The organism is Kineococcus sp. R86509 (assembly GCF_042466365.1).
Taxonomy (GTDB): domain Bacteria; phylum Actinomycetota; class Actinomycetes; order Actinomycetales; family Kineococcaceae; genus Kineococcus.
The window spans coordinates 2,842,391-2,866,516 of sequence record NZ_JAXHCE010000001.1 but is presented as its reverse complement, the minus strand read 5'-3'; the positions used below and the strand labels follow the sequence as shown (position 1 = coordinate 2,866,516).

Below are 24,126 nucleotides of genomic sequence, written 5' to 3'. Positions count from 1 at the left end.
CTGGACACTTCACGGCGTGGTGACCAGCGCGGAGGCCCCGACCGTCGCGGCGGCGCTCCGCATCCTGTCCTTCATGGCCGCGCAGCAGGGTCCGGTGGCCGCGGCGACGCTGGCCCGGTCGCTGGACCTGCCCCGCTCCAGCGTCTACCGCCTGCTGAGCACGCTGGCCGAGCAGGGTTTCGTCCTGCACTTCCCCGAGGCCCGGCGCTACGGGCTGGGGATCGCCGCCTTCGAGCTGAGCTCGGGCTACGTCCGGCAGGAACCGGTCACGCGGCTGGGACGACCGGTGCTGGCGACGCTGGTCGACCGGGTCGGGGAGAGTGCGCACCTGGCCGTGCTCGTCGGCCGCGAGGTCGTGTACCTGGTGGAGGAACGCGCCCCCCGGCGCCCGGCGCTGGTCACCGACGTCGGGGTGCGGTTGCCGTCGCACCTGACGGCGAGCGGGCGGGCGCTGCTGGCCGCCCTGCCGCGCGAGCAGGTGCGGGCGCTGTTCCCGGACGCGTCGGCGTTCACCCGGCGCGGGGTGACGACGCAGACGCACGCGGGGTTGCGCGCCGAACTGGTCCGGACCCGCGCCCGCGGGTACGCCGTCGAGGACGGCGAGATCACCCCCGGGTTCTCGTCGGTGGCGGTCGCGGTGACCGACCACGCCGGGTGGCCGGTGACGAGCCTGGCGGTGACGTTCGAAGGGACGGCGGTCACGGACGAGCGCCGGGTCGAGCTGGCTGAGGCCGTCCAACGGCACGCGGAGGAGCTCCGGCGGCGACTGTTCGGCGGCTGAATCGTCGGAACCGGCCCGCGGCGGACCTCGCTCACCTAACGTGATCACCAAGTGACACAGGAGAGGTAGTGGTCGAAGTGGGGAAGCGTCACGTCCGGGGTGCAGCGGCTGCCCTGGTGGTCCTGGCGACGGCGGTGACGGTTCCCACGGCCGCCGCGGCACCGGTCGAGCGCGGAACGCGGTCGGTGGCGTCGATGCGGGTGGACCCGGTGTGCACGTCCGACGGCGACACGCTGCGCGTCCGGATGGTCGACAGCTACGCCGTGCGCTGGACGACGAGCTCGGGACTCAGCTACACGACGCCGCCCTACGACTACCCCGGGCCGCACCCCGCGCCCCACCGGGCCTACCCCCTGGACTTCGCCGAGCCCGCGGGGTCCACCACGGTGACCGCCTACGACGAGGACGGCACGGTCGTCGCGTCCCGAACGGTCCGCGTCACGTCCTGCGACGACTGGGCCGGCCGCGACGGGTACCTCGCGAGCGGCGCCGACGAGATCGGACGGCCGCTCTACCTGGGGACGGTGTCCGCCACGCCGCAACCTTGGCCGGACGGGTCGACCTCCTACGCGGGCACCGCCGGGGACCTCTGGGTCGGGCCGGACGGGACCGCCCACGCCGTCCCGGGGGAGGCCGCCCGCCTCTACCGCACGAAGGGTGGCCCCAGCGGGATCCTCGGCGCGGTCCGGCACAGCACGTGGATGCAGACCTACCGCGACCGCTGGTCGACGGGCTTCGCCGGCGGCTACATCGCGACCAGCGGGGTGACCGGGACGCACTCGGTCGCTGCGCCCTTCCTCGACGACAGCTGCACGAACTGGAACCTCGGTGAACCCGACCGGTACTACTTCCCCCAGTCGACGGACTTCCCGGTGGCCGAAGCCGTCGGACCGTTGCGGGGTGGGGGGTGGCGGCAGCAGTACGAGGGCGGCACCCTCGTGGAACGGCCGGGGTCGGGCTGCCTCGTCCTGTGGAACGGCCCGATCCCGGACTACTGGGCCGCCACGGGGTACGAGAACGGACCGCTGGGCTACCCGAGGGAACTCACGATGTCGACGACCTCCATCGGGTTCGAGGGGGGCACGGCGTTCGCGACGACGCGGGTCACCCCGGCGGCGCCGCTCGGCGTCGTCGTCCTCAACGGCGAGTTCCTCACGGCGTGGCGTGGGTCGACGAACCAGCCGCTGCGGACCGTCGGCACTCCCGAGACCTTCCCGACGCGCACGCCGGACGGGGCCGGGGAGTTCGTCCAGGGCTCCGACGGTTCGATCTACCACAGCCGGGCCACCGGGTTCCACGTCGTCTCCGACCGGACGGGGTTCCGCGGCTACTGGACGGCGCGAGGGTGGGAGACCGGCCCGCTCGGGTACCCGGCCGGGGAGGCGTTCCCGACGCCGCGCGCGAACTCCTTCGGGACCACCGGATGGGGTCAGCAGTTCCAGGGCGGCATGCTCTACGGGTTCGACAGCACCTTCAACGTCCTCGCCGTCCGCGGCGCGATCCTGGACCACTGGGCGAGCCTCGGCTACGAGCAGTCGTCGCTGGGCTTCCCCGTCGGTGACGAGGTGGGGTTCCCCGGTGGGGTCCGCCAGCAGTTCCAGGGCGGCGTCCTGACCTGGACCGCCGCCACCGGGCAGGTCGGCTGAGCGTGCTCGGCGTGCGACCGGATCCTCGGAACACCGACACACCGCTGTCGCGCGGGGGGTCGAAGACTGGGCGCATGACCGAGACCACGAACCCCACGACCACCGCCCGGCACTCGCTCGACCGGTGGCTGACCATGTGGAACACCGACGGCGACATCGCGCGGGAGATCTGCGCGGACGACTTCCGCATCCACTTCGCCGTGACCGAACCCGACGGGTCGACCCCGGCGGACGACATCCGCACCGCCGAGGACTTCGTGCGCTACCTCGCGTGGTGGCACGGGCAGAACCCCCGCACCGTCTTCAGCAGGGTCGCCGACGCCGTCGACGGCGACCACGGCCGGCTGCTGTGGGACGTCGAGGCGGGCGGGCAGCAGGCGGGCGGCGTCGACGTCTTCGACTTCGCGGCGGACGGGCGGGTCGCCCGGGTCTGGTCGGTCGGCGGCCAGCGGAGCATGCGCAGCTGACCCTGCGAGACTCGGGAGGTGAAACGAGCGGAGCGGCAGTACGCCCTCGTCGACCTGCTCCGCGGAGCGCGTCGACCGTGGTCCGCCGCCCGGCTCGCCGAGGAGTTCGAGGTGTCCGCACGCACGATCGAACGGGACGTCTCCTCGCTCCAGCTGGCCGGGGTGCCGATCTACGCGGACCACGGGGCCAGGGGTGGCTACTCGGTCCTGAGGGAGTACTCGCTGCCCCCGTTGAACCTCTCGGCCGCCGAGTCGCTGGCGGTCCTCGCCGGGCTCGCCTTGCTGGACTCCTCGCCGTACCGCGGGGCCGCGCGCCGCGCGAAGGCGAAGATCGCCGCGGTCGTGGCGGAGGACCACCGCGCGCCCGTGCAGGACGTCCTGGAAAGGGTGCAGGTCGTCGACGCCGTCGCCCCGGCGGGGGAGGCCGTCCCGCTCGGGATGCTCGCCGACGTCATCGCCGCCCGACGCGTCGTGCGGCTCGACTACGCGGGCGAGGACGACCGCGCTACGGCCACCGTCCGCGACGTCGAGACCATGGGCCTGCTGCGCGCGGGCGACGCGTGGCTGCTCGTCGGCTGGTGCCGTCTGCGGGAGGCGATCCGCGGTTTTCGCATCGAGCGGATCACCCGGCTCGAGATCCTGGACGAGGTCCCGCCGGCCCGCGACCCGGCGTTGCTCGAAGCCGACCTCGCGCGGTGGCCGACGCGGCGCCTCGCGTGACCCCTTGCCGGTGACTCCGGCAGGCGGGACGCTGTGAGCCCCCAGAGCGGAGGCACCCGTGGGCAAGCTCATCTACGCGGCGAACACGTCGCTCGACGGCTACCTCGAGGACGAGACCGGCGCCTTCGACTGGTCGGTGCCCGACAAGGAGGTGCACTCCTTCTGGAACGAGCACGAACGCCGCATCGGGACCTCGCTCTACGGCCGGCGGATGTACGAGACCATGCGCGTCTGGGAGGACGACGAGTGGTTGCGGGGGGAACCGGACGTCGTCCGCGAGTACGCGGAGATCTGGCGCGACACCGACAAGGTCGTCTACTCCGCCACCCTCGGGGAGGTGTCCACGGCCCGGACGAGGATCGAGCGGAGTTTCGACCCCGACGCGGTGCGGACGCTCAAGGAGTCGTCCGACGCGGACCTGAGCATCGGGGGCGCGACGCTGGCCGCGGAGGCGTTCCGGCACGGTCTGGTCGACGAGGTCGTGCTGCTGCTGTGCCCGGTCGTGGTCGGCGGCGGCAAGCCGGCGCTGCCCCGGGGGCTGCGCGTCGACCTCGACCTGCTGGAGCACCGGCGGTTCGGCAACGGCGTGGTGCAGGTGCGCCACGCGGTGCGGAACGCGAGCTGACCGGAGGTCGGGAGAACCCGCAGGCCGAGGTTCAGGCGGTGAACGCGGTCATCCGGATCGAGACCAGCAGTCCCGGGACCTCGACGCCCAGCTTGGCCGCGTAGCGGGTGGGCGGGTCCGTGGGGAACCACCGCGCGTACTCCTCGTTCATCCCCGCGAAGTCCTCGGGAGCGGCGAGCAGCACGCCCACCTCGACGACGTCGTCGAGGCTCGCGCCGCCGGCCGCCAGCACGGCCCGGCAGTTGGTGAGCGCCTGGCGGGTCTGGGCCTGGATCGTGTCACCGGCGAGGTGACCGGTGCTCGGGTCGATGCCGGTCGTCCCCGAGACGAAGACCTGCGGTCCGGCCTTCACCCCCTGGCTGTAGAACGGCGAGGTCGGGGCGTCCGGGGTCGAGATGGTCTGCCGGGTCACGTCGGCTCCTTCGGCGGGGTTCCCACCCTCCCAGTTCGGCGGCCTCGTGCCAACGTCCGCCGCCGCGCGCGGACCGGCGGTGGCCCACCACTGCTCGTCGCTGCCGGACCTGTCGACGATCGCGGGCACGTCGGCGTCATCGGTGCGGGCGGGGGTCACGACTCGGGTGGGTAGCGGCCGAACTCGACGGTGTCGCTGCGTTCCAGGACCGAGAGGACGACACCGGTCGAGGTGACCCGGGAACTCACGGTGTCCCACCCGCTGACGGGCCCCGCGGAAGGGAAGAACCGCCGCCCGGCACCGAGGACGACGGGTACGACGACGAGTCGCAGCCGGTCGACGAGATCCTCCTGGAGCAGCGACCAGCTCAGCGTGGTGCTGCCGTGGACCTGGAGTTCCCGGCCCGGTACGGCCTTGAGCGTGGCGACGGTGGAGAGGTCGCGGTGCACGGTGACCGGGCCCCAGCCGGTGTCGAGGGCGGAGGTGGTCACGACGTGCTTGGGCAGACCGTTCATCGACGGCGCGAACGGGTCCGGCGGTTCGACGTGCGGCCAGGCCTGGCCGAACGCCGCGTAGGTGCGCGCCCCGAGGAGGAAGGCGTCGGCCTCACCGATCCACTCGACGGCGGTCTCGAGGAACTCGTCGTCGACGTGGGGGACGAACCAGCCGCCCCGGTCGAACCCACCGGCGGTGTCCTCCTCCGGGTCCCCGGGCGCCTGGGTCACGCCGTCGAGGGAGAGGAACTGGGTGATGGTCAACTCCACCGGGCCAACCTAGCTCTCGGCCGCGGCGGACCGGCTGAGCGGCGGTCGCGAGGATCAGGTCCAGTACAGGTACCGGGCCGCCGGCAGGCGCTCGGCGATCGCGGACTCGAACCAGCCGCGCAACGAACGCATGGTGTCGCGGTCGTAGACGTACTTCACCGCGCCGAACTTCCCGTGCTTGCGCGACCGTGTGGACTCCTCGAGGTCCAGCTTGGTCCGGGGGTACCAGTCGAGCTGGACGTCCTTGCTCTTCGGGGTGAACCGGTGGGTGATGCACTCGACGGTCAGGTCGGCGTCGGCGGGGAGTTCCGCCGCGGCGGCGTCGAGGAGTTCCGCGTACCGGGCGGGCCAGTCCTCGACGGGCATGATCGGGGCGATGGTCAGGCCCACCGGGTACCCGGCGCGGGCGAGTCGGCCCAGCGCGTGCAACCGGGCGGGAACCTTCGCCGTACCGCCTTCGAAACGTTCCACGTCGGCGACGTTCACCGAGGCGCGGATGCGGGTCCGGCCCCCGTGCGGGAGGTCGAGGAGGGGTTCGACGTCGTCGTACTTCGTCGTCAGCCGCAACTGCACGGGACCCGGCCAGTCGTGGGTGCCGAAGTGGGTGATCGTCGCGGCCAGCGACCCGGTGACGTGTTCCAGGGCGAGGGGGTCGGTGTAGCAGGACGCCTCGAACGTCGTCCCCTCGTGACCGCGTTCCTCGGTGCCGGACGTCACCCCGCCCCGCCCGACGACCTCGTCGAGACCGGCGAGGATCCGCGGGAGGTCGGCGTAGACGCGGGTGATCGGCGGACCGGACAGCGAACCGGCCAGGTAACAGTACTGGCAGTGCCCGGGGCACCCCTCGGCGAGCGGGAACGAGAAGTCCGCGCTGGGCGGGATGGGGGTGGGACGGCGTTTCGTGGGCGAACTGGTGACGATCGCCAGCGTGCGCTTCGCTCGGGCGTAGGTGGCGCGCTCGTCGTCGCCGCGCAACGGGGGCAGCCGGTCGGCGGCCAGGACGCGGACGTCCTCGACGCCGGCGGCGACGAGCCGGTCGAGGATCGCGCGGCCGTGCGGTTCGGCGTGCGCGGACGCCGTGACGAGGACGTGGCGGGGAACCCAGAGGACGGGTTTCGTGCGGGCGACGGTGTCCATCACCCGTTTCAACGCCACCGGGCGGTGGGGCCATCCACGGGGCGGGTGTGCCCTCGGTCACCTCACGTCGACGGCCGCGGGACGGGTCAGGCGGAGACCTGGACGGTGGCGACCGGTGCGCCGACGCGGGGGAACCAGCTCTCCTCGGGAGCGGGGACGCCGAAGTGGAAACCCTGGGCGGACTCCCACCCCTGGGCGGCGAGGTGCGCGGCCTGGGCGGCGGTCTCGACCCCCTCGCAGATGGAACTCAGCCCGAAGCTGTCGGCGAGGCCGACGACGGCGGCCGCGATGCGGTCCGACGTCACGTCGTCGGGCAGGTCGGAGACGAAGGAGCGGTCGAGCTTCAGCCCGGAGACGGGCAGGCGACGCAGGTAGGACAACGCGGAGTAGCCGGTGCCGAAGTCGTCGAGCAGGACCGCGACACCGAGCCGGGCCAGGTCGGCGAGTTCGCCGTCCGTGGTGGCGTCACCGGAGACGAGCGAGGTCTCCAGGAGCTCCACCGCGAGCCGCTCCGGCGGTAGCCCGCGGCGCCGCAGGCCGCGCGCGACGGCCGTGGCGAACGTCCCGTCGAGGCGGCGAGCGGAGGTGTTCACGGCCACGTGGTCCCCGGGGTGGCGGACGAGGAAGTCCAGCGCCTCCTCCAGGACGACGGCGTCGATGGCCGTGACCAGCCCGCAGTCCTCGGCCACGTCCAGGAACTCCGCGGGGAGCAGGAGCCCGCGGTCCGGGTGCTGCCAGCGGACGAGCGCCTCGAACCCCGTGCGCCGGCGGTCCGCCAGGCGGACGACGGGTTGGTAGTGGACCCGCAGCTCACCCCGTTCCAGGGCGCGGCGCAGGTCGTTCTCGACCGTGAGGCGACGGATCGCCTGCTCCCGCATGGCCCCGGTGAAGACCCGGCAGCAGCCACCTCCGGCCGCCTTCGCGGCGTCGAGGGCGGTGTTGGCGTCGCGCAACAGGGCCGCTGCGTCGAGGGCCGGCACCCCGGGCCCGGCCTTCGGGCAGGGCGGCGCCCCGAGGTCCACCACGACGAGGCCGGTGCTGACGGCGCAGCGGATCTCGCGCGGCCCGTCGATCCCCTCGATCTCCAGCGGTGCGGCCAGGCTGCGGGTCAGCCGGTGGGCCACGTCGACGGCCTCGGCCACGTCGGTGAGCCCGCCCAGCACCACGACGAACTCGTCGTCGCCGAGGCGCCCGACGACGTCGCCACCACGGACCCCGGCCAGCAGTCGGCGGGCCACGCCCACGAGCACCTCGTCACCGACGCGGTGGCCGAGGCTCTCGTTGACGACGCGGAAGCGGTCGAGGTCGCAGGTCAGGACCCCGACGAGTCCCGACCGGGCCGGCAAGCGGGTGGTGAGGTCGGCGAGGACGGCCGAGCGGCTGCGCAGGTGCGTCAGGGCGTCGTGGTCGCCCACGGGCCGGCGACGGCCGCGGCTGCCGGCGTCGAGCAGCTGCAGGAGCACGACGGAGGTCCCCGCGCCGGTCGTGGCGAGGGAGGACAGCGTCTGGCCGCGCAGGACCGATCCGTCGCGGCGGTGGACGAGGACGTCACCGGTGACGGTCGGGATCCCCTGGAGCAGCTGCTCCACGGTCCCGTCGACGTCGTGGGCGCCCTCGGGCGAGGACAGGACCTCGGCGGTCGCACGACCCTGCAGGTCGTCGACGCTGCGGTGCAGCAGCTCGGCGAAGGCGTCGTTCAGCCGGAGCAGCCGGCCACGCAGGTCGGTCACCGCCAGCCCCACGGCAGCGGACATCACCACCTGGGCCAGGTCCACGCCCGTCGATCCGTCCTGCACGGCACACCCCCTCGAGGCCGCAGCCCATCGCCGAATCTTCTAGAAGAATCCAGCTGATCGACGAGTCTGCCGCCTCGAGGGCCATGGCACAAACGTTACAGAGCCACCACTCCCCACAGCTTTCGCTCCATCACTCAGAGCAACCACCCGGGCCACCGATGGGCCGAACGGGCGACGGATCACGCACCCCGACGCATCGGACTCAGGACGAGGCCCGTGCCGGTCGATCCATGTCAGGTGGCGGACCTTCCCGAGCAGCGCGACCGGCGCACGATCAGCCTGCGCACCAGGCTCCTCGTCCTCGTCCTCGTGCCCCTCATCGGCTTCTCGGCCTTCGCCTCCATCCTGGTCACCCACCGCTTCCAGCGGGTCCAGGCCGCCGAGGACGCCGTCCGCCAGGTCCGCGCCGCCGTGGCCCTGGACGGGTTGCGCGCCCGCATCGCGGAGGAGGCCATCCCGCTGGTCTCCAGCGTCGAGATGCTCGACCTGAGCACGCCCGAGGGCACCACCGACGAACGCAACGACCTCGCGATCAGCCTGCACACCCTCTACAGCGGCGCCACGGCCCGCACGGACGCCACCGTCACCTCCGCACGCCAGGACGCCCTGGTCCGCGTCGTCGTCGACTCCACCGCGGGCCGCCTCGCCGCCGTCCGCGCCTCCTGGGGCGCCGGCGAGACCCCCAGCCAGCGCACGACGAACAACCGTCAGCTCTTCGACAAGTACCGCTACCTCGTCGACGCGCTCAGCACGGCCGTGGACCACCACCTGGCCCTCGCGGCCGACGAGGGGGCCGACCAGCAGATCCAGCAGTCCGTCGCCGACCTGCAGTGGACGGCCCGGGCGACGACGCTCGCCGGTGAGGAGATCCCCTACTACCTCGGTCTGGTCGCCGCCCCCGTCGGCAGCGAAGGCCCCGCCCGGCAGTTGTTCCTCGGCAGCTGGGCCGGGTTCCGCCTCGCCTCCGACCAGGTCCTGAACGCCGCCCAGGCGAAGGTCCGGTCGGGGTGGATCGAGGCGCTCGCGGACGGCGACGCCCGGACCATCGACCAGACCCTGGCCGCCGCCGTCGCCAGCCCGACCGCCACGGTGCCCGACGCCGAAGTGCTGCTGACCCTCAGCCGCGCCGTCGTCGGCCGCGACGACGCCCTGCGCGCGACGCTGGACATCGCCGCCGGCCAGGCCGTCGCCACCGCCGAGGCCTACCGCACGCAGGCCCACGAGGAACTCGTGAAGTACGCCCTCATCACCGCCGTCCTGCTCGTGCTCTCCGTCGGCGGCACGCTCTACACCAGCCGCTCGATCGGCGGGCCGCTGGCCCGCCTCGCCGGGGCGGCCGAGGCGATCAGCCTCGGGGAACTCGTCGACGTCGTCGTCGAGGGCCCGCCGGAGACCCGCACCGTCGCCCGCGGTCTCGGCGCGGCCGTGGCCAGCCTGCGCTCCGTGCAGGCCCAGGCCCAGGCCGTCGCCGACGGCGACCTCGACGACGAGATCCTGCGACGTCCCGTCGGCGGCCCGCTCGGTCGCGTCGTGCACGCCTCCGTCCAGCAGATCCTCGGGGCGATGCACGAACGGGAGCAGCTGCAGGAGGACCTGGCCCACCAGGCGACCCACGACGCCCTCACGACCCTGCCCAACCGGGCCGAGGCCCTCGCCCAGACCGACCGGGCCCTGCGCCGCACCCGACGCACCGGCGAGCGCGTCGGACTGCTGTTCATCGACCTCGACCAGTTCAAGGCGGTCAACGACTCCCTCGGTCACGGCGCGGGCGACGCCGTGCTGCGCACGGTGGCCGAACGGCTGCGGGAACGCGTCCGCGCCGTCGACGTCGTCGCCCGCCTCGGCGGCGACGAGTTCCTGGTGCTCGTGGAACCCGTCCCGGACGAGAGGGGACTGCTCGACCTCGGGCACGCCCTCATCGAGACGGTGTCCGCACCGATCGGCCTCGCCGGGTCCAGCGAGACCCAGGCCCGCGTCGGGGCCAGCATCGGGGTGGCGTTGAGCCGTCCCGACGAGGCGCTCGACGACACCCTGGGCGCGGACCGCCTCCTGCAGGAGGCGCACACCGCCGCCTACCGCGCCAAGGCCGCCGGACGCGGTCGCGTCGAGGTCTACGACGACGAACTGCGCCAGGCGCTGGCCACCCAGGCCGCCGTCGAGGAGGGACTGCGCCACGCCCTCGTCGCCGACGAGCTCGTCCTGCACTACCAGCCGGTGACCGACCTCGCGACGGGTCGCGTCCGCAGCGTCGAGGCCCTCGTCCGCTGGGAGAAGCCCGGTGAAGGACTCGTCCCGCCGGGCAGGTTCATCCCGATCGCGGAGAGCTCCGACCTCATCTGCGACCTCGGCCGGTGGGCGCTGAAGACGTCGCTGGAGCAGCTGCGGACCTTCGACGCCGCCGGCGGGAAGTGCGCGGGACTGCGCGTGGCCGTCAACGTGTCCGGGCGGCACCTGCGCTCGCCCCGCCTCGTCGACGACGTCCGGGAGGCGCTCGCGCTCGCCGGGGCCTCCCCCGACCGCCTCACGCTGGAGATCACCGAGACCGTCATGGTCGAGGACCAGGGCGCCTGGTCGCGCCTGGCGGAGCTGCGCGCGATCGGCGTCCGCGTCGCGATCGACGACTTCGGCACGGGCTACACCTCGTTCGGGCAGCTGGCCCGGGTGCCCGTCGACGTCCTGAAGATCGACAAGAGCTTCGTGGACTCCGACGACCCCCGGACGGTCGAACTCGTGCGCCTCGTCGTCGGCGCCGCCCGCAGCTTCGGCCTCGGGGTCGTCGCCGAGGGCGTCGAGCAGCCGGAGCAGGTGCACGCGTTGCAGGCCACCGGGTGCGACACCGTCCAGGGCTTCTACTTCTCCCGCCCGGTCCCGGCGGACCGCCTCGAAGGAGCCGTCCGCGGCTGCCAGGACATCTTCGACGAGACCTGCCGGTTCGAGACGGCGAGCTGACGGGCGTACTCTCGCGGAGGTTTTTCCTCCGAGGGAGATGACGTGTCAGTTCTGCCGCACAACGGTTCGGCCCTGGACGCCGGTCACGTGACCGACGACGCGATCCGCTCGACGATGACGAACTGCTCGCGCGGCGAGGCGCACCGCATGCGCGTCCCCGAGTGGGTGCACGGGAGCGACCCCGCGCACGACGTCGTCGGCTGGCGCGACCCGAAGTCGCCCGAGCGGGGCTGGATGCTCGTCCCGCTCGGCCGGGCCGTCGTGGGTCTGGCGCTGCGCGCCACCCCGGGCAAGGGCGTCCGCACGACCGCGATGTGCGACCTGTGCCGCACGACCCGCGCCCCCGGCGAGGTGTCGCTGTTCGTCGCCGCCCGCGCGGGCGCCTCGGGCCGGAAGCTGAACACCGTCGGCACCTACGTCTGCACCGACCTCGCCTGCGCGGACAACGTCCGGGTGCTGCGCCCGACGCCGACGCTGAAGCCGGACCCGGGTCTGAGCATCTCCCAGCGCGAGGCCGCGCTGCGCGAGCGCGCGGCGGCCTTCGCCGAGAAGGTCCTCGCCACCGTCTGAACCCGGGTCCGGCGGCCCGCTCAGATGGCGGACCAGCCCCCGTCGGAGGGCAGCACGACGCCGTTGACGTTGGCCGCGTCGTCGCTGAGCAGCCAGGTGATGCTCGCGGCCAGCTGCTCGGCCGTGGCCGGGGCGGGCACGATGGCCTGCATGATCGGGCCGACGACCCGCGCCGCGTGCTCGGACCTCATGGGGGCCTCGATGTTCGTGGCCACCGCCCCGGGAGCGACCGCGTTGCACCGGATGCCCTGCTTGCCGTGGAAGACGGCGACGCTCTTGGTGAGCCCGTTCACGGCGTGCTTGGAGGCGGTGTAGGCCACGCCGGAGGCCGAGGCGCGCAGGCTCGCCTCCGAGGAGACGTTGACGATCGCGCCGTGACCGGCCTCGAGCATCACCGGCAGCACCGCGCGGATCAGCCGCATCGGGGCGGTCAGGTTGACGGCGAGGACGCGGTCCCAGGTGGCGTCGTCGACCTCGGCGGGCGGCAGGAAGGCGTCCATGATGCCGGCGACGTTGGCCAGCGCGTCGATCCGGCCGCCCGCGGCGTCGACCACGGACCGCACGCCGTCCTCGCCGGTGATGTCGCCCACGACGGGGACGAGGTCCAGGTCGGGGTTCTCGGCGACCAGTGCGTCGAGGCGCTCGGCGACGACGTCCGCGGCGACGACCCGCGCGCCCTCGGCGGCCAGGCGCAGCGCCGTGGCGCGGCCGATGCCCGACCCGGCCCCGGTGACGATGGCGGTCCTCCCCGCGAAGCGTCCGGGCACGTGCGCGGGGACGGGCGCGGACGCTGCAGACTGCGGCGGGAACTCCGGGGCAGCGGCACCGGCAGGCGTGGTGGACATGGCGTCTCCTTCGACGATCGGACGTGGTGAGCACATTGAAGCACTCAGTGCATCAACCGCCCGAGGGGAGCCCACCCCCTCGGCGCAACCCCGGCCGACCCCCCGCGACGTCCGCCGCGGAGATCGCCGCCGTGGCACTGGCCCTGTTCGTCGAGCAGGGCTTCGAGGCCACGACGATGGACGACGTCGCCCGCGGGGTCGGCATCGCCCGACGGACCCTGTTCACCTACTACCCCGGCAAGAGCGCCATCGTCTGGGAAGGCCGCAAGGAGGCCGACGACGCGATCCGGGACGCCCTGGCGGCCGCTCCGGAACAGCTCACCTGGCGCGAGGCCCTGGTGCAGACGCTGCCGCGCACGCTGCGCTACCCCGGAGACGACACCGCCCTGCTGCGTCAGCGGCTCCGGGTCATCGGCGGGACGCCGTCGTTGCGGGCCCACCTCCTGGTGGAGCAGGAGGCCGCCGCCGACGTCGTCGCCGCCTTCGTCGCGCGACGTCGGGGGACCGGGGCCGACGACGTCGCCACGCAGGCGGTCGCGCGGGCCGTCCTCGCCGCGGTGTCGACGTCCCTCGTGCGGTGGGCCGGTTCCGAGGACCCCGACCCGCGGGAGGTGATGACCCGCTCCCTCGCCACCCTCCTGGGACTGGAGCGAGGAGAGCGTTGACGACCTCCCCCCGACGGGGCAGGGTGGAGGTACGGCGTGGCTCACGCCCAACCTCCTCGGCCGACCCCAGCTCGGCCCACCGCGGAGGCAAAGGGGTTCGCGCCTCGGGTCCGCTGTCGTGGTCCGTTCCGTCTCGGCCGCGTCGCTGGGGGGCACCGGTTCGAGGCGCGGAAGGCCCACGTGACAGCCCGCAAGAACTTCAAGCGCCTCGTGCGTGCGCGCGCCGCCCGCACCGGCGAGTCCTACACGGCTGCCCTGCGGCACTTCCTCCCCACCGTCGAGGAGACCACCGTGACCGACCACCACCCGTTCCGTCTCGCCGTGGGGCAACTGCCCGTGCACGGCGACCCCACCGACGCCGCCGCCCTGCGCGACGCCGGGACCCGGATCCGCGACCTCATGCGGCGGGCCCACCGCACCGGCGCCCGGTTGCTGCACCTGCCCGAAGGGGCGACGTGCTTCCCGGACAAGCTCGTCGTGTCCAGCACCCCGGGTGCTCCCGGGCCGGCCGACTGGAGCACCACCGCGTGGGACGTCCTCCACGCCGAACTCGAGCAGACCGCTGCTCTCGCAGGCGAACTGTCGCTCTGGACGGTCCTCGGCTCGACGCACCGGCTCACCCCGCCGCTGCGTCCGCACAACAGCCTCTACGTCCTCTCGGCCGCCGGTGCGGTCCACACCCGCTACGACGAGCGGTTCATGTCGCACACGAAGACGACGTTCATGTACTCCCCCGGCCGCGAACCCGTCACCTTCGAGGTCGACGGTCGTCGCTTCGGCTGCGCCCTGGGGATCGAGTGCCACTTCCCCGAGGTGTTCGGGGAGTACGAACGGCTCGACGTGGACTGCGTGCTGTTCTCCAGCACCGGCGACGGCGCGGGGAACGCGGCGACGTTCGCGCTGGAGTGCCGGGGGCACGCTGCCACCAACGGGTTCTGGGTGAGCTTCGCCGTGCCGCCGCAGGCGGAGGCGTCGGCGAGCTCGGGGGTCGTCGCCCCCGGGGGCCGGTGGCTCGGGCAGTGCTCGCCGGGCACCGACCCGGGCACCGACCTGGCCACCGACCTGGTCACCGTCGAGCTCGACGAGGGCGCCCCCGACGTCGAGGTGGCGGTGACGAAGGCGCGGCCGTGGCGCCGGGTGGCCCGGCAGGCGTCGACCGCGGATCCCGTGGACGACCCACGCAGCCGCGAGCGCGCCGCGTTCTGAGGAGGTGCGCCACGATGTCGAGAACGATGTCGAGAACGCGGGACCGGCTCCGTCCCCGCAGTGACCGTGACCGGTGGAGGTCACGCCGACGAAGGAGACCCACGATGGCGAAGTACCTGCTGCTCAAGCACTACCGCGGCGCCCCGGCCCCGGTGAACGACGTGTCGATGGACCGGTGGACGCCGGAGGAGGTCTCGGCGCACATGACGTACATGAACGACTTCGCCGAACGCCTCGTGGGGTCGGGCGAGTTCGTCGAGGGTCAGGCCCTGGCGCCCGAGGGGGCCTGGGTCCGCTACGACGGGGAGGGGCGGCCGCCGGTCACCGACGGGCCGTTCGCCGAGACCAAGGACCTCATCGCGGGCTGGATGGTCATCGACGTCGACAGCTACGACCGCGCCGTCGAACTCGCCGGGGAACTGTCCGCGGCCCCCGGCGCGGGGGGCCGGCCGATCCACGAGTGGCTCGAGCTCCGCCCGTTCCTGGCCAACCCGACCACGACCGGGGACTGAGCGCGGCGGTGGACGAGGACCTGCTCCGGACCCTCACCCCGAGGGTGCTGACCGTCCTCGTCCGCCGCGGGGCCGACTTCGCCGCGGCCGAGGACGCGGTGCAGGAGGCTCTGGTCGAGGCGGTGCGGGTGTGGCCGTCCGAGCGCCCGCGGGACCCGGAGGGGTGGCTCGTCACGGTGGCCTGGCGCAGGTTCCTCGACGCCACCCGCGCCGAGTCCTCCCGCCGGCGGCGGGAGGAACGCCGGGACCGGGAACCCGCCACCGGCCCGACGACGTCGCGGGACGACTCGCTGCAGCTGTACTTCCTCTGCGCGCACCCGTCGCTGACCCCGAGCTCGGCGGTGGCGCTCACGCTGCGCGCCGTCGGCGGACTGACCACCCGGCAGATCGCCGCGGCCTACCTCGTCCCGGAAACGACCATGGCGCAACGCATCAACCGTGCGAAGCGCACGGTAGCCGGGGTCCGGTTCGACACCCCCGGCGACGTGGCGACCGTGCTGCGGGTGCTGTACCTGGTGTTCAACGAGGGGTACTCCGGCGACGTCGACCTCGCCGCGGAGGCGATCCGGCTGACGCGTCGGCTCTCGCTCGCCGTCGAGCACCCCGAGGTCCGCGGCTTGCTGGCCCTGATGCTGCTGCACCACGCGCGCCACGCCGCGCGGACCGCCCCCGACGGGTCGCTGGTGCCGCTGGCGGAGCAGGACCGCTCGCGCTGGGACACGGGCGCGATCGCCGAGGCGGTGGCGATCCTGCAGGCCGCCCTGGCCCGGGACCGCTTGGGCGAGTTCCAGGCCCAGGCCGCCATCGCCGCCCTGCACGCCGACGCGACGAGCACGGAGGCGACCGACTGGGTCCAGGTCGTGGAGTGGTACGACGAACTGCTGCGCCTCACCGACACCCCCGTCGTGCGGTTGAACCGGGCGGTCGCGCTCGGGGAGGCCGACGGGCCGCGGGCCGGGTTGGCCGCCCTCGCCGAGGTCGACGCCGCGACCCCCCGCCACGCGGCCGTGGCGGCGTTCCTGCACGAACGCGACGGCGACCTCGCGGGCGCCGCGCGGCTCTACGCCGAGGCGGCGCTCGCGGCCGGGAACCTGGCCGAGCGCGAGCACCTGATCCGCCGGGCCGCCCGGCTCAACGCTCGCCTCCGCGACTGAGGGCCCGCGACACGTCGGCGACGTGGACGTCGACGAGCACCTGGTCCGCCTGCGGGGCCGCGTCGCCGAGGACCGTCCGGAGTCGTTGCAGCACAGCGCTTCGGACCTCGCGACCCAGCGACGGGAGGTGCACGCCGTAGCCGGCGGAGACGTCGACCACGACCGTCTCGAGGTGCTGCGCCTCGTCGGTGGCGCAGCTGATCGCGAGCGCCGAGACCCCCGTCACCGCGTCGACGGCGGGCCGCAGCTGGGTGACGAGGACGTCGCCGCTGAGCAGGAACTCGCCGAGCTCGTGGGCGCCGACGACGGGGTCGGCGGGGCGGAAGGCGCGACGGACGCGGTCGAGGACGGCGGCGCGCACGGCCACCCAGCCCGTCTCGGTGTGGGCGCGCAGCGCGGCGGTCGCGAGGGCCAACGCCTCGTCACCAGATCGCGGTTCGCGGTTCACTGCCATCCCTCCAGGGTGCTCGCCAACGCGGTGCGCGCTCGTTCGAGGAGACCACGGACCGCGGTGCTCGTCGTGCCGAGGACCTCCGCGATCTCCTCGTAGCTCAGTTCCTCGACCTCGCGCAGGATCCAGGCCGAGCGTTGTCGCGGGGGCAGCAGCTGCAGGGCCAGGTCGAGCGCCTCCCGCAGCGCGGCCGCCTCGCTGGTCCGGGCGGGGTCGGCGCGCAGGTCGCGGATCTGGTCGCGGACCTCGTCGAGCTCGACGTCGAGGACGAGGTCGTCGTTCTTGCGCCGGGAACGGCGGAACACCTCGTGGCGGCAGATGGTGAACAGCCAGGTGCGCACGGAGGAGTCGCCGCGGAAGTTCTTCAGACCGCGCCAGGCCGCGAGGAAGGTCTCCTGGACGCAGTCATCGCTCTGGCTGCGGTCGTCGAGGAGCCGTGCGGCGTAGCGGTAGAGGGAGGGGCCGTGGCGTTCGACGAGTTCGGCGAAGGCGTCGCGGTCGCCCATGGTGGCGAGCGCGGTGAGGGTCGCGTCATCCCTGGTCCCGTCCGTGGATCCGTCGTGCATCGACCTGCCGACCCCCTGTTCCGTCCTGCCGCATCAGAGCACGGGCGGCGCTGGACCACCCGTCGAAACCTGTGGTGCAGGTCACACTCAAGGTCGCGTGACGTTTCCCCGGCGGCTCCCTCTACCCCCTGTGAACGCGGCAACCACGCCGCGGGACGACACGAGGAGAAACTCATGACCCAGACCGCCGACCAGAAGTCGACCATCACCTCCACCGGGGCGACCGCCACCTCCACCGCTCCCTCCGGCCTGGCCTCCGCGCACGGCGTGACGACCATCGCCGACACCGTGGTCTCGAAGATCGCCGGGCTCGCCGCGAAGGACGTCTCCGGTGTCCACGCCCTCGGTGGCGGCGCCGCCCGCGCCGTCGGTGCCCTGCGCGAGCGCATCCCCGGCAGCCGCACCAACCACTCCCAGGGCGTGTCCGTCGAGGTCGGCGAGCGTCAGGCCGCCGTCGACATCGAGCTGATCGCCGAGTACGGCGTCGCCATCGCCGACCTCGCGACCGCGGTGCGCCGCAACGTCATCAACTCCGTCGAGCGCATGACCGGGCTCGAGGTCACCGAGGTCAACCTCGAGGTCTCCGACGTGCACCTGCCCGACGAGGACGACGCCGAGGAGACCCCGGTGCGCACCACCACCACGCGCGTCCAGTGACACCCGCCGATCCCAGCGACGTCCCGGAACTGGCCGACGCCCTCGCGGCCGCTGTGCTCCAGGTCCCGGGCGTCGTCCGGCTGAACGCCGGAGCGCTCGGTGAGATCGGCACCTACCTGCCGGGTCGCCGCGTCGCCGGCATCCGGCTGGGCAGCACCGAGGCACCGACCGAGGTGCACGTCGTGCTCCAGCCGGACGTGCCGCTCCGCACGGTCGCCCAGGCCGTGCACGTCGCCGCCGGTGAACTCCTCACCGCGGCGGGCGCCCGCCCCGAGGTCCGCGTCCACGTGGACGACCTCGCGTGAAAACCTCTGAAACCCCCTCGAAGGGAACTGTCATGTCCTCCTCCACCACGGGCCTGATCGCCGGCCTGCTGCTGGTCCTCATCGGCGCGACCGCCGGTTTCGGCTGGTTGCTGCTGGGCGTCCTGCTCGGTGCGATCGGTTACCTGATCGGTGCCCACCTGGAGGGGCGGGTCGACCTGACGTCGTTGCTGCCGGGCCGTCGTGGCTGACACCCTCGCGCCGGAGCGCCTCGAAGCGGGTGAGCGGGGGCGTCTCGTCGTCTCCGAGCGCGCGGTGTCCCGCATCGTCGAGGCCGCGGCCGCCGTACCGGGCACGCGACGCACCTCGAGCGCGAACCCCCGCACCGCGGCGGCGGCCGTCTCCGGCGTCGTGGACAGCGTCCTCGGGCGCTCCTACCCCGACGTCGACTGCACCGTCGCCGGTCACCGGGCCCGGGTGAAGGTCGAGGTCGCCGCCGTGTGGCCGGTGCCCGCCCCGCAGGTCGCGGCCCGCGTCCAGGCGGCGGTCACCGAGGCCCTCGACCACTACGCCGGGATGACCGCCGACGACGTGTCGGTCGTCGTCGCCACCTACGTGACCGACCAGCCCGAGACCACCAGGAGGGTGTTGTGAGCAGCTCCGAACGCGCGGCCGCCGCGCGCACCGGCTCCGGTCGCATCGGCGCCGTGGGTCCCGTCCTGGCCGTGCTGCTGCTGGCGCTGGCCGTCGTGCTGGGCCGGGAGGCCGGGATCGGCCTGGGCTGGTTCGGCGGGGGCCGCTGGCTCCCGTCCCTCGCGAAGTCCCTGGACGGTCTCGCACCGTCCGGCGCCCTCGTCGCGGTGTGCTGCGTCGCGATCGTGCTGGGCGCGTGGCTGGTGGTGACCGGGTTCGGTCGCCGCTCCCGCCGCGCGATCTCGGTCGCCGGCGCGGCCGGGGTCCACCTCTCCACCCGTGACGTCGCCCGCCTCGCCTCCGGCGCCGCCCGTCGCTGCGACGGGGTGCTCGAGGCCAAGACCACCGCGTCGCGCAAGACCGTGTCGGTCGCGGTGCAGGCCACGTCCGCGGACGTCCGCGAGGACGTCGCCCGGGCCGTGGCGGCCCAGCTCGCCCCCCTGTCCCGCGCTCCCCGCGTCCGGGTGCGGGTCAACGCACCGGAGGTGCTGTCGTGAAACGCGGAGTCCTCGCCCTGGACCGGACGCTCGCCGTCCTCCTCGGTCTCGTCCTGCTCGCCGGCGGGGTCGCCGGGTTGGCCTGGTGGACGGGTGACCTGCTGCCCGACACCACCCTCGACACCGGCGCGGTCACCTCGGCGCTCGACGCCGGGTGGTTCCCCGCGGCCTGCGGGGCGGTCGCCGTCGTCCTCGCGCTGCTGGCGCTGTGGTGGCTGCTCGCGCACCTGCCGCAGCGCAGGATCGGGGCGGTGCTGCTGCCCGGTTCCGGTGGCCGGGGCACGTTCCAGGTCAACGGTGACGGCCCGACCCGGGCCGCCGCGCAGGTCCTCACGGGTGTTCCCGGGGTCCGCTCGGCCAGTGGCCGCCTCGTGCACGACCGCGGGAACCTCGTCGCGGAACTCTCGGCGACCGTCGAACCCCGCGCGGACCTCGGTGAGGTCGCCGCCGCTGCCGCGGAGATCCGTGGGCAGCTGCTCGAGGTCCTCGGCCGGCCCGACGTCGTGGGCCGGGTGCGCCTCAGCGTCGCCCGCGCCGACCGTGGGGCCCGCGTCGCCTGACCCCACCCGTGAGGGCTGTTCGGGGGGTGAGTGAGGGCCGTGCAGGTGACGGAGCGTCACAGGGCGGGGTCGTCCGGGTCTACTGGGACCGCGGGACGGCCCCGCCGCTGTGCGTGCTGGGGGTGTCGTGGCTCGTCGTCGCACGAGCGCGCTCGGGGTGGTCGGCGGTCTGCTGGTCGCCCTGACCTGCGGGGGCGGTGGCACCGGTGAGACGGCGGGACCCCTCAGCGGGCAGTCCCTGTACGCGGACCCGGACTCCTCGGCGCGGCGCCAGCTCGCGGCCTACGAGGCCGAGGGCCGGACCGCGCTCGCCGAGCAGCTCCGGCCCCTCGCGCAGGAGCCCACGGCGACCTGGTTCACCGGCGACCCGCCCCGTGCGGCGGCGCAACGGCTGACGACGGCGGCCGCGGCGACGGGGAGCCTGCCCGTCCTCGTCGCCTACGACATCCCCGACCGGGACTGCGGGTCGCAGTCCGCCGGGGGTGCCGCCGACGGGGCGGCCTACCTCGACTGGATCCGCGAACTGGCCGCCGGGATCGGGGACCGGCCCGCCGTCGTCGTCCTCGAACCGGACGCGATCCCGCTCTCGATCACCGGGTGCCCCCACCTGGACCCGCGGGCGCGCTACGGCCTGCTGCGTCAGGCCGTCGAGGTCCTCACCGCCCTGCCGCAGACCCACGTCTACCTCGACGCGGGGCACCCGGACTGGGTGCAGGACCTCCCGGTCCTGGCGGTGGCGTTGCAGGCCAGCGGGATCGACCGGGCCGCGGGCTTCTCGCTCAATGTGTCGAACTTCGAGACCACCGCCGCGAACGTCGCCTACGGTCGCCGGTTGTCGAAGCTCTCGGGCGGCGCGCACTTCGTCGTCGACACCAGCCGCAACGGCTCCGGAGCCCCCGACACGGGCGACGAGTTCGCGTGGTGCAACCCCGCCGGGGCCACGATCGGGCGGGTTCCGAGCACCTCCACGGGCGAGCGTCTCGTCGACGCGTGGCTGTGGGTGAAGCGTCCCGGGGAGTCCGACGGCGCCTGCCGACCGGGTGAACCCGCAGCCGGGGAGTGGTGGCCGGAGTACGCCCTGGCGCTTTCAGCCGTGTAGAGTCGGTGACGCACGTTGCGGACGTAGCGCAGTTGGTAGCGCATAACCTTGCCAAGGTTAGGGTCGCGAGTTCGAGTCTCGTCGTCCGCTCTCACGCAGCACAGCAGGTACGGTCCCTCTCATGAGGGGCCGTTCTGCGTTCTGGACCGCCTTCCGCGCCTGGCGGAACCTGCCGGTCAGCACCCTCGCCCTCCTGTGGGCCCGCGCGCACGGCGCGACGATCGCCCTCGGCGACGACCTGTTCGTCGAGTGCTCCGGGATGCCGCGCGGGAGCTACGGCCGGGGCGGGACGACGCTCGGCAACGTCTGGTTGCACGGCGGGCTGGGCGGGCCGCAGCGACGGCGCCACGAGCTCCGCCACGCCGACCAGTACGCGCTGCTCGGCACCACCCCGTTCCTCGCCCTCTACGGCCTGAACGCGCTGGTGACCCGCAACCGCCCGCACCACAACGTCTTCGAACGCTGGGCGGGACTCGAGGACGGCGGCTACCGACACCCGCAGCGGACTCGGGACCGGGACCTCAGGACGGGATGACGGCCTCGTCGAGGGGGTCCGGGCGGACCCGCACCGCCAGGACCGCGACGTCGTCCTCGGCGTGGCCGGCGACGTGTTCCAGCACGGCGTCGCAGATCTCGGCGGGCGAGCGGTCGGCGAACCCCGCGGCGGTCTCCGCGAGCCACTGCAGGCCGTCGTCGATCGAGGCGCCGCGGCGTTCCACGAGCCCGTCGGTGTAGAGCAGGACCGTCGCGCCCGGCGGGAGGCCGTGGACGTGGTCGGCCCGGACGAACTCCGCCTCCAGGCCCAGCAGCAGGTCCGGCCGGGTCCGCAGGAGCTGGCTCGAACCGTCCGGCGAGACGACCAGCGGCGGGGGGTGGCCGGCGTTGGACCAGCGCAGCCGCCAGTCCTGCGACCCGTCGAGGGGTTCGATCGTGGCGAGCACGCCGGTCGCCAGCGCACCGACCCCGAGGTCGCGCATCGCCCGGTCCAGGGCGGCGAGCGCCGCGGCGGGCGAGACCTCCAGGGAGTAGCCGATGCCGCGCAGCAGGTTGCGGACCTGACCCATCGCGGCGGCGGCGTCCTGGTCGTGACCGGTGACGTCGCCGATGACCAGGCAGGTGGTGCCGGAGGCGGTGAGGAAGGCGTCGTGCCAGTCGCCACCGACCTGAGCGTGCTCGGCGGCGGGGAGGTAGCGGACGGCGATCTCGAGGTGCTGGGGCAGCGGCGCCGACGTCAACAGGCTGCGCTGCAACGTCTCCGCCAGGCTGCGGACGGCGGCGGCCGCCTTGCGTTCGGAGCGCAGCGCCCGGACCCGGTCCAGCGCCTGCGCGGTGGAGGCGGCGAGGGCGTTGAGGAGGTCGTCGTCCTCGGCGGTGAGGACGCGGTCCCGGCGCCAGGAGAGGCCGAGGGCGCCGACGACGCGGTCGGTCAGGCGCAGCGGCCAGGCGGCGCTCGTGCCGGGGCCGTCGTCGCGGACGACCGGTGCCCCGCCGAGGGCTCCCGCGAGCGCGGCGGCCGCGGGGTCATCGACGTCGCCCAGGACCTGCAGGCTGCGGTCCTGGAGGACCCCGAGCACGATGCCGTCGGCCTCGAGCAGGCCGATCGCGCCGCGGCCGAGGACCTGCAGGACGTCGTGCTCGTCCTGGGCGTCGGGCATGGCCTGGGCGACGGCGACGAGACCGGCGAGGCGCCGGGCCTGCCACTGCTGCAGGTCCGCGCGGCGACGTTCGGCCTCGTAGGACGCGGCGGCGGACAGGGCGTCGCCCACGGTGGCGGCGACGAGGCGGAGGAAGTCGCGGTAGGTGGCGTCGAGGGCGATGTGGTCGCTGAGCACGGCCGCCAGGACCCCCTGGGACTCGCCCCCGAGGGCCGCCGGGATGCGGACCCAGGCGAGTCTCGGCGCACCCGGTTCGTCCTGCACGAGGACCTGGCGGGGGCTCAGCACGGACGGCGGGGGCGGCAACGTCGACTCGTGGCCGGGCAGCTGGAGGTCGACCGCCCGCAGGTCCGCGGGCAGCGTCGTCAGCACGTCCAGGGCGCGCTTCGCCAGTTCGAGCGGCGGCTGCAGCTCGGTGGCGAGGTCGCCGAGGCGGCTGAGGAGTTCGAGGCGACGGTGGTCCTGCACCTGTCGGGTGGTCTCCGCCGCGATGTCCACCACCCCGGCGATGGCCCCGCCGTCGTCGCGGACCGGGGAGTAGGAGAACGTGAAGAACGTCTCCTCCAGGAACCCGCTGCGGTCCATCATCACCGGCATGTCGGTGAACCAGACGGCGTCCCCGGTCATCGCCCGGGCGAAGAGGGGTTCCAGCTCCGCCCAGGTCTCGGCGAAGACCTCGCGGACGGGGCGTCCCAGCGCGGGGTGCTTGCGGCCGATCGTGTCGGCGTAGACCTGGTTGTAGAGCATCGTGAGGTCGGGGCCCCAGGCGATGAGGACCGGGAACCGCGTCTCGAGCGCGAGCTCGAGGGCTCGGCGGAGGGTGCGGGGCCACTCGTCCGGCGTCCCCAGGGTCGTCGCGGACCAGTCGACGGCCTCGTAGGCCGACCGCAGGTCTGCCGCGGAGCCGAAGGGCAGACTGAACACCACCCTGGCAATGTAACGGCGATCTAGGGCCCGGGTTCCCTCCCGAGCTTCGCCGGGGCGTGCTCGGCGTCGCGCAACCAGCGCGAGCCGCTGCCCTCGTCGCGGGCGGCGTCGTGGGGGTTGAACAAGGTGCAGCGGGTCAGCGAGAGGCACCCGCAGCCGATGCACCCGGTCAGCGACGTGCGCAGGGCCTGCAGCTCCCGGATGCGCGCGTCGAGGAGCCGCTGCCAGACCTCCCCGACCCGCGACCACTCCCGGGCGGAGGGGGCCCGGTCGGGCGGCAGGGTGTCGAGGGCCTCGCCGATGTCGGCCAGGGAGAGGCCGACGCGCTGTCCGGCGGCGATGACGGCGAGGCGCCGCAGGACGTGACGGGGGAAGCGGCGTCGCCCCCCGGCGTCGCGGACCGGGCTGAGCAGCCCGCGTTCCTCGTAGTAGCGCAACGCGGGGACGCTGAGTCCCGCGCGTTCGGCCACGGTGCCGATGCTCAGCAGGTCGTCTCGCACGCTCACCCG

The 24,126-nt window shown here is 73.8% G+C and carries 28 protein-coding genes and 1 tRNA gene; 20 read left to right on the top strand and 9 right to left on the bottom strand.

The window, feature by feature from the left end:
* Positions 1 to 16 precede the first annotated feature (16 nt).
* From SJY07_RS14125 to SJY07_RS14105, 5 genes are all read left to right on the top strand, one after another.
* Positions 17 to 781: an IclR family transcriptional regulator gene (locus SJY07_RS14125; protein WP_380159958.1), complete on the top strand. Its 765-nt coding sequence runs from the start codon at positions 17 to 19 to the stop codon at positions 779 to 781.
* A gap of 68 nt (positions 782 to 849) precedes the next feature.
* Positions 850 to 2,427: an LGFP repeat-containing protein gene (locus SJY07_RS14120; protein WP_380159956.1), complete on the top strand. Its 1,578-nt coding sequence runs from the start codon at positions 850 to 852 to the stop codon at positions 2,425 to 2,427.
* A gap of 74 nt (positions 2,428 to 2,501) precedes the next feature.
* Complete coding sequence (locus SJY07_RS14115) at positions 2,502 to 2,894, top strand: nuclear transport factor 2 family protein (protein ID WP_380159954.1); 393 nt, start codon at positions 2,502 to 2,504, stop codon at positions 2,892 to 2,894.
* 18 nt (positions 2,895 to 2,912) lie between these two features.
* Positions 2,913 to 3,614, top strand: a complete 702-nt coding sequence (locus tag SJY07_RS14110; RefSeq protein ID WP_328293606.1) for a WYL domain-containing protein — start codon at positions 2,913 to 2,915, stop codon at positions 3,612 to 3,614.
* 58 nt (positions 3,615 to 3,672) lie between these two features.
* The gene (locus tag SJY07_RS14105) at positions 3,673 to 4,239 is read left to right on the top strand and encodes a dihydrofolate reductase family protein (RefSeq protein WP_380159951.1); all 567 of its coding nucleotides are present in this window, start codon (positions 3,673 to 3,675) and stop codon (positions 4,237 to 4,239) included.
* Between the two features lie 31 nt (positions 4,240 to 4,270).
* Here the strand turns inward: SJY07_RS14105 and SJY07_RS14100 are convergent, their stop codons facing one another.
* The 4 genes from SJY07_RS14100 to SJY07_RS14085 form a co-directional block, all read right to left on the bottom strand.
* On the bottom strand, positions 4,271 to 4,810 hold the full coding sequence (locus tag SJY07_RS14100; RefSeq protein WP_380159949.1) for a RidA family protein: 540 nt from the start codon (positions 4,808 to 4,810) through the stop codon (positions 4,271 to 4,273).
* Positions 4,807 to 5,415, bottom strand: coding sequence for a dihydrofolate reductase family protein (locus tag SJY07_RS14095; protein ID WP_380159947.1), 609 nt, complete (start codon positions 5,413 to 5,415; stop codon positions 4,807 to 4,809). Before SJY07_RS14095 ends, SJY07_RS14100 begins: the two co-directional genes overlap by 4 nt.
* Before the next feature lie 54 nt (positions 5,416 to 5,469).
* Entirely contained in the window at positions 5,470 to 6,552 is a 1,083-nt protein-coding gene (locus SJY07_RS14090; protein WP_380159945.1) for a spore photoproduct lyase family protein, read from the bottom strand.
* An 86-nt stretch (positions 6,553 to 6,638) separates the two neighbouring features.
* Positions 6,639 to 8,348 carry a putative bifunctional diguanylate cyclase/phosphodiesterase gene (locus tag SJY07_RS14085; RefSeq protein WP_380159944.1) on the bottom strand — a complete coding sequence of 570 codons (1,710 nt, stop codon included), beginning with the start codon at positions 8,346 to 8,348 and terminating at the stop codon, positions 6,639 to 6,641.
* 237 nt (positions 8,349 to 8,585) lie between these two features.
* Between SJY07_RS14085 and SJY07_RS14080 the strand changes: the two genes are divergently transcribed.
* Together SJY07_RS14080 and SJY07_RS14075 are read left to right on the top strand one after the other, a co-directional pair.
* Positions 8,586 to 11,297 carry an EAL domain-containing protein gene (locus SJY07_RS14080; RefSeq protein ID WP_328293613.1) on the top strand — a complete coding sequence of 904 codons (2,712 nt, stop codon included), beginning with the start codon at positions 8,586 to 8,588 and terminating at the stop codon, positions 11,295 to 11,297.
* A gap of 42 nt (positions 11,298 to 11,339) precedes the next feature.
* Positions 11,340 to 11,867 (top strand): FBP domain-containing protein, encoded by a 528-nt coding sequence (locus SJY07_RS14075; protein ID WP_328293614.1) that lies wholly within the window; start codon positions 11,340 to 11,342, stop codon positions 11,865 to 11,867.
* Positions 11,868 to 11,887: 20 nt separating this feature from the next.
* Here SJY07_RS14075 and SJY07_RS14070 read toward each other — a convergent pair whose 3' ends face one another.
* Positions 11,888 to 12,712, bottom strand: coding sequence for an SDR family NAD(P)-dependent oxidoreductase (locus SJY07_RS14070; RefSeq protein ID WP_328293615.1), 825 nt, complete (start codon positions 12,710 to 12,712; stop codon positions 11,888 to 11,890).
* 131 nt (positions 12,713 to 12,843) lie between these two features.
* On the opposite strand from SJY07_RS14070, the gene SJY07_RS14065 reads away from it, so the two are divergent.
* The 4 genes from SJY07_RS14065 (at position 12,844) to SJY07_RS14050 (ending at position 16,249) form a co-directional block, all read left to right on the top strand.
* Positions 12,844 to 13,377: a TetR family transcriptional regulator gene (locus tag SJY07_RS14065; protein ID WP_328293616.1), complete on the top strand. Its 534-nt coding sequence runs from the start codon at positions 12,844 to 12,846 to the stop codon at positions 13,375 to 13,377.
* A 180-nt stretch (positions 13,378 to 13,557) separates the two neighbouring features.
* Positions 13,558 to 14,583: a carbon-nitrogen hydrolase family protein gene (locus SJY07_RS14060; protein ID WP_380159940.1), complete on the top strand. Its 1,026-nt coding sequence runs from the start codon at positions 13,558 to 13,560 to the stop codon at positions 14,581 to 14,583.
* A 104-nt stretch (positions 14,584 to 14,687) separates the two neighbouring features.
* Positions 14,688 to 15,095 carry a YciI family protein gene (locus SJY07_RS14055; RefSeq protein WP_380159938.1) on the top strand — a complete coding sequence of 136 codons (408 nt, stop codon included), beginning with the start codon at positions 14,688 to 14,690 and terminating at the stop codon, positions 15,093 to 15,095.
* 8 nt (positions 15,096 to 15,103) lie between these two features.
* Complete coding sequence (locus tag SJY07_RS14050; protein WP_380159936.1) at positions 15,104 to 16,249, top strand: RNA polymerase sigma factor; 1,146 nt, start codon at positions 15,104 to 15,106, stop codon at positions 16,247 to 16,249.
* Here the strand turns inward: SJY07_RS14050 and SJY07_RS14045 are convergent.
* Together SJY07_RS14045 and SJY07_RS14040 are read right to left on the bottom strand one after the other, a co-directional pair.
* Entirely contained in the window at positions 16,227 to 16,703 is a 477-nt protein-coding gene (locus SJY07_RS14045; RefSeq protein WP_380159934.1) for a hypothetical protein, read from the bottom strand. The two genes, SJY07_RS14050 and SJY07_RS14045, sit on opposite strands and share 23 nt — an antisense overlap.
* Entirely contained in the window at positions 16,694 to 17,266 is a 573-nt protein-coding gene (locus tag SJY07_RS14040) for a sigma-70 family RNA polymerase sigma factor (RefSeq protein ID WP_328293621.1), read from the bottom strand. The genes SJY07_RS14045 and SJY07_RS14040 overlap by 10 nt, the downstream gene beginning before the upstream one ends.
* 174 nt (positions 17,267 to 17,440) lie before the next feature.
* Here SJY07_RS14040 and SJY07_RS14035 point away from each other — a divergent pair, with 174 nt between their 5' ends.
* From SJY07_RS14035 to SJY07_RS13995, 9 genes are all read left to right on the top strand, one after another.
* Positions 17,441 to 17,923: an Asp23/Gls24 family envelope stress response protein gene (locus SJY07_RS14035; RefSeq protein WP_380159932.1), complete on the top strand. Its 483-nt coding sequence runs from the start codon at positions 17,441 to 17,443 to the stop codon at positions 17,921 to 17,923.
* A complete protein-coding gene (locus SJY07_RS14030) occupies positions 17,920 to 18,228 on the top strand; it encodes a hypothetical protein (protein ID WP_328293623.1) in 309 nt (102 codons plus the stop codon). The genes SJY07_RS14035 and SJY07_RS14030 overlap by 4 nt, the downstream gene beginning before the upstream one ends.
* Positions 18,229 to 18,260: 32 nt before the next feature.
* Positions 18,261 to 18,437, top strand: coding sequence for a DUF2273 domain-containing protein (locus SJY07_RS14025; protein WP_380159929.1), 177 nt, complete (start codon positions 18,261 to 18,263; stop codon positions 18,435 to 18,437).
* Entirely contained in the window at positions 18,430 to 18,840 is a 411-nt protein-coding gene (locus SJY07_RS14020) for an Asp23/Gls24 family envelope stress response protein (protein WP_380159927.1), read from the top strand. Before SJY07_RS14025 ends, SJY07_RS14020 begins: the two co-directional genes overlap by 8 nt.
* Complete coding sequence (locus SJY07_RS14015; RefSeq protein WP_380159926.1) at positions 18,837 to 19,376, top strand: DUF6286 domain-containing protein; 540 nt, start codon at positions 18,837 to 18,839, stop codon at positions 19,374 to 19,376. Before SJY07_RS14020 ends, SJY07_RS14015 begins: the two co-directional genes overlap by 4 nt.
* Complete coding sequence (locus SJY07_RS14010) at positions 19,373 to 19,936, top strand: hypothetical protein (protein WP_380159924.1); 564 nt, start codon at positions 19,373 to 19,375, stop codon at positions 19,934 to 19,936. The genes SJY07_RS14015 and SJY07_RS14010 overlap by 4 nt, the downstream gene beginning before the upstream one ends.
* 127 nt (positions 19,937 to 20,063) lie before the next feature.
* Positions 20,064 to 21,035, top strand: a complete 972-nt coding sequence (locus tag SJY07_RS14005; RefSeq protein WP_380159922.1) for a glycoside hydrolase family 6 protein — start codon at positions 20,064 to 20,066, stop codon at positions 21,033 to 21,035.
* A gap of 17 nt (positions 21,036 to 21,052) precedes the next feature.
* A tRNA-Gly gene (locus SJY07_RS14000) sits at positions 21,053 to 21,125 on the top strand.
* Positions 21,126 to 21,156: 31 nt separating this feature from the next.
* Positions 21,157 to 21,570 (top strand): hypothetical protein, encoded by a 414-nt coding sequence (locus SJY07_RS13995; protein ID WP_380159920.1) that lies wholly within the window; start codon positions 21,157 to 21,159, stop codon positions 21,568 to 21,570.
* Here SJY07_RS13995 and SJY07_RS13990 read toward each other — a convergent pair.
* Both SJY07_RS13990 and soxR read right to left on the bottom strand, forming a co-directional pair.
* Positions 21,557 to 23,617 (bottom strand): SpoIIE family protein phosphatase, encoded by a 2,061-nt coding sequence (locus SJY07_RS13990; protein WP_328293630.1) that lies wholly within the window; start codon positions 23,615 to 23,617, stop codon positions 21,557 to 21,559. The genes SJY07_RS13995 and SJY07_RS13990 overlap by 14 nt on opposite strands.
* Before the next feature lie 20 nt (positions 23,618 to 23,637).
* Entirely contained in the window at positions 23,638 to 24,123 is a 486-nt protein-coding gene (gene soxR, locus SJY07_RS13985; protein WP_380159917.1) for a redox-sensitive transcriptional activator SoxR, read from the bottom strand.
* Between the last annotated feature and the right edge of the window lie 3 nt (positions 24,124 to 24,126).

Excerpts from the sequence above, each read along its gene's own strand:
- SJY07_RS14115 (WP_380159954.1), top strand. The coding sequence starts at position 2,502 with ATGACCGAGACCACGAACCCCACGACCACCGCCCGGCACTCGCTCGAC.
- SJY07_RS14090 (WP_380159945.1), bottom strand. The coding sequence starts at position 6,552 with ATGGACACCGTCGCCCGCACGAAACCCGTCCTCTGGGTTCCCCGCCAC.
- SJY07_RS14070 (WP_328293615.1), bottom strand. The coding sequence starts at position 12,712 with ATGTCCACCACGCCTGCCGGTGCCGCTGCCCCGGAGTTCCCGCCGCAG.
- SJY07_RS14055 (WP_380159938.1), top strand. The coding sequence starts at position 14,688 with ATGGCGAAGTACCTGCTGCTCAAGCACTACCGCGGCGCCCCGGCCCCG.
- SJY07_RS14045 (WP_380159934.1), bottom strand. The coding sequence starts at position 16,703 with ATGGCAGTGAACCGCGAACCGCGATCTGGTGACGAGGCGTTGGCCCTC.
- SJY07_RS14040 (WP_328293621.1), bottom strand. The coding sequence starts at position 17,266 with ATGCACGACGGATCCACGGACGGGACCAGGGATGACGCGACCCTCACC.
- SJY07_RS14035 (WP_380159932.1), top strand. The coding sequence starts at position 17,441 with ATGACCCAGACCGCCGACCAGAAGTCGACCATCACCTCCACCGGGGCG.
- SJY07_RS14025 (WP_380159929.1), top strand. The coding sequence starts at position 18,261 with ATGTCCTCCTCCACCACGGGCCTGATCGCCGGCCTGCTGCTGGTCCTC.
- SJY07_RS13995 (WP_380159920.1), top strand. The coding sequence starts at position 21,157 with ATGAGGGGCCGTTCTGCGTTCTGGACCGCCTTCCGCGCCTGGCGGAAC.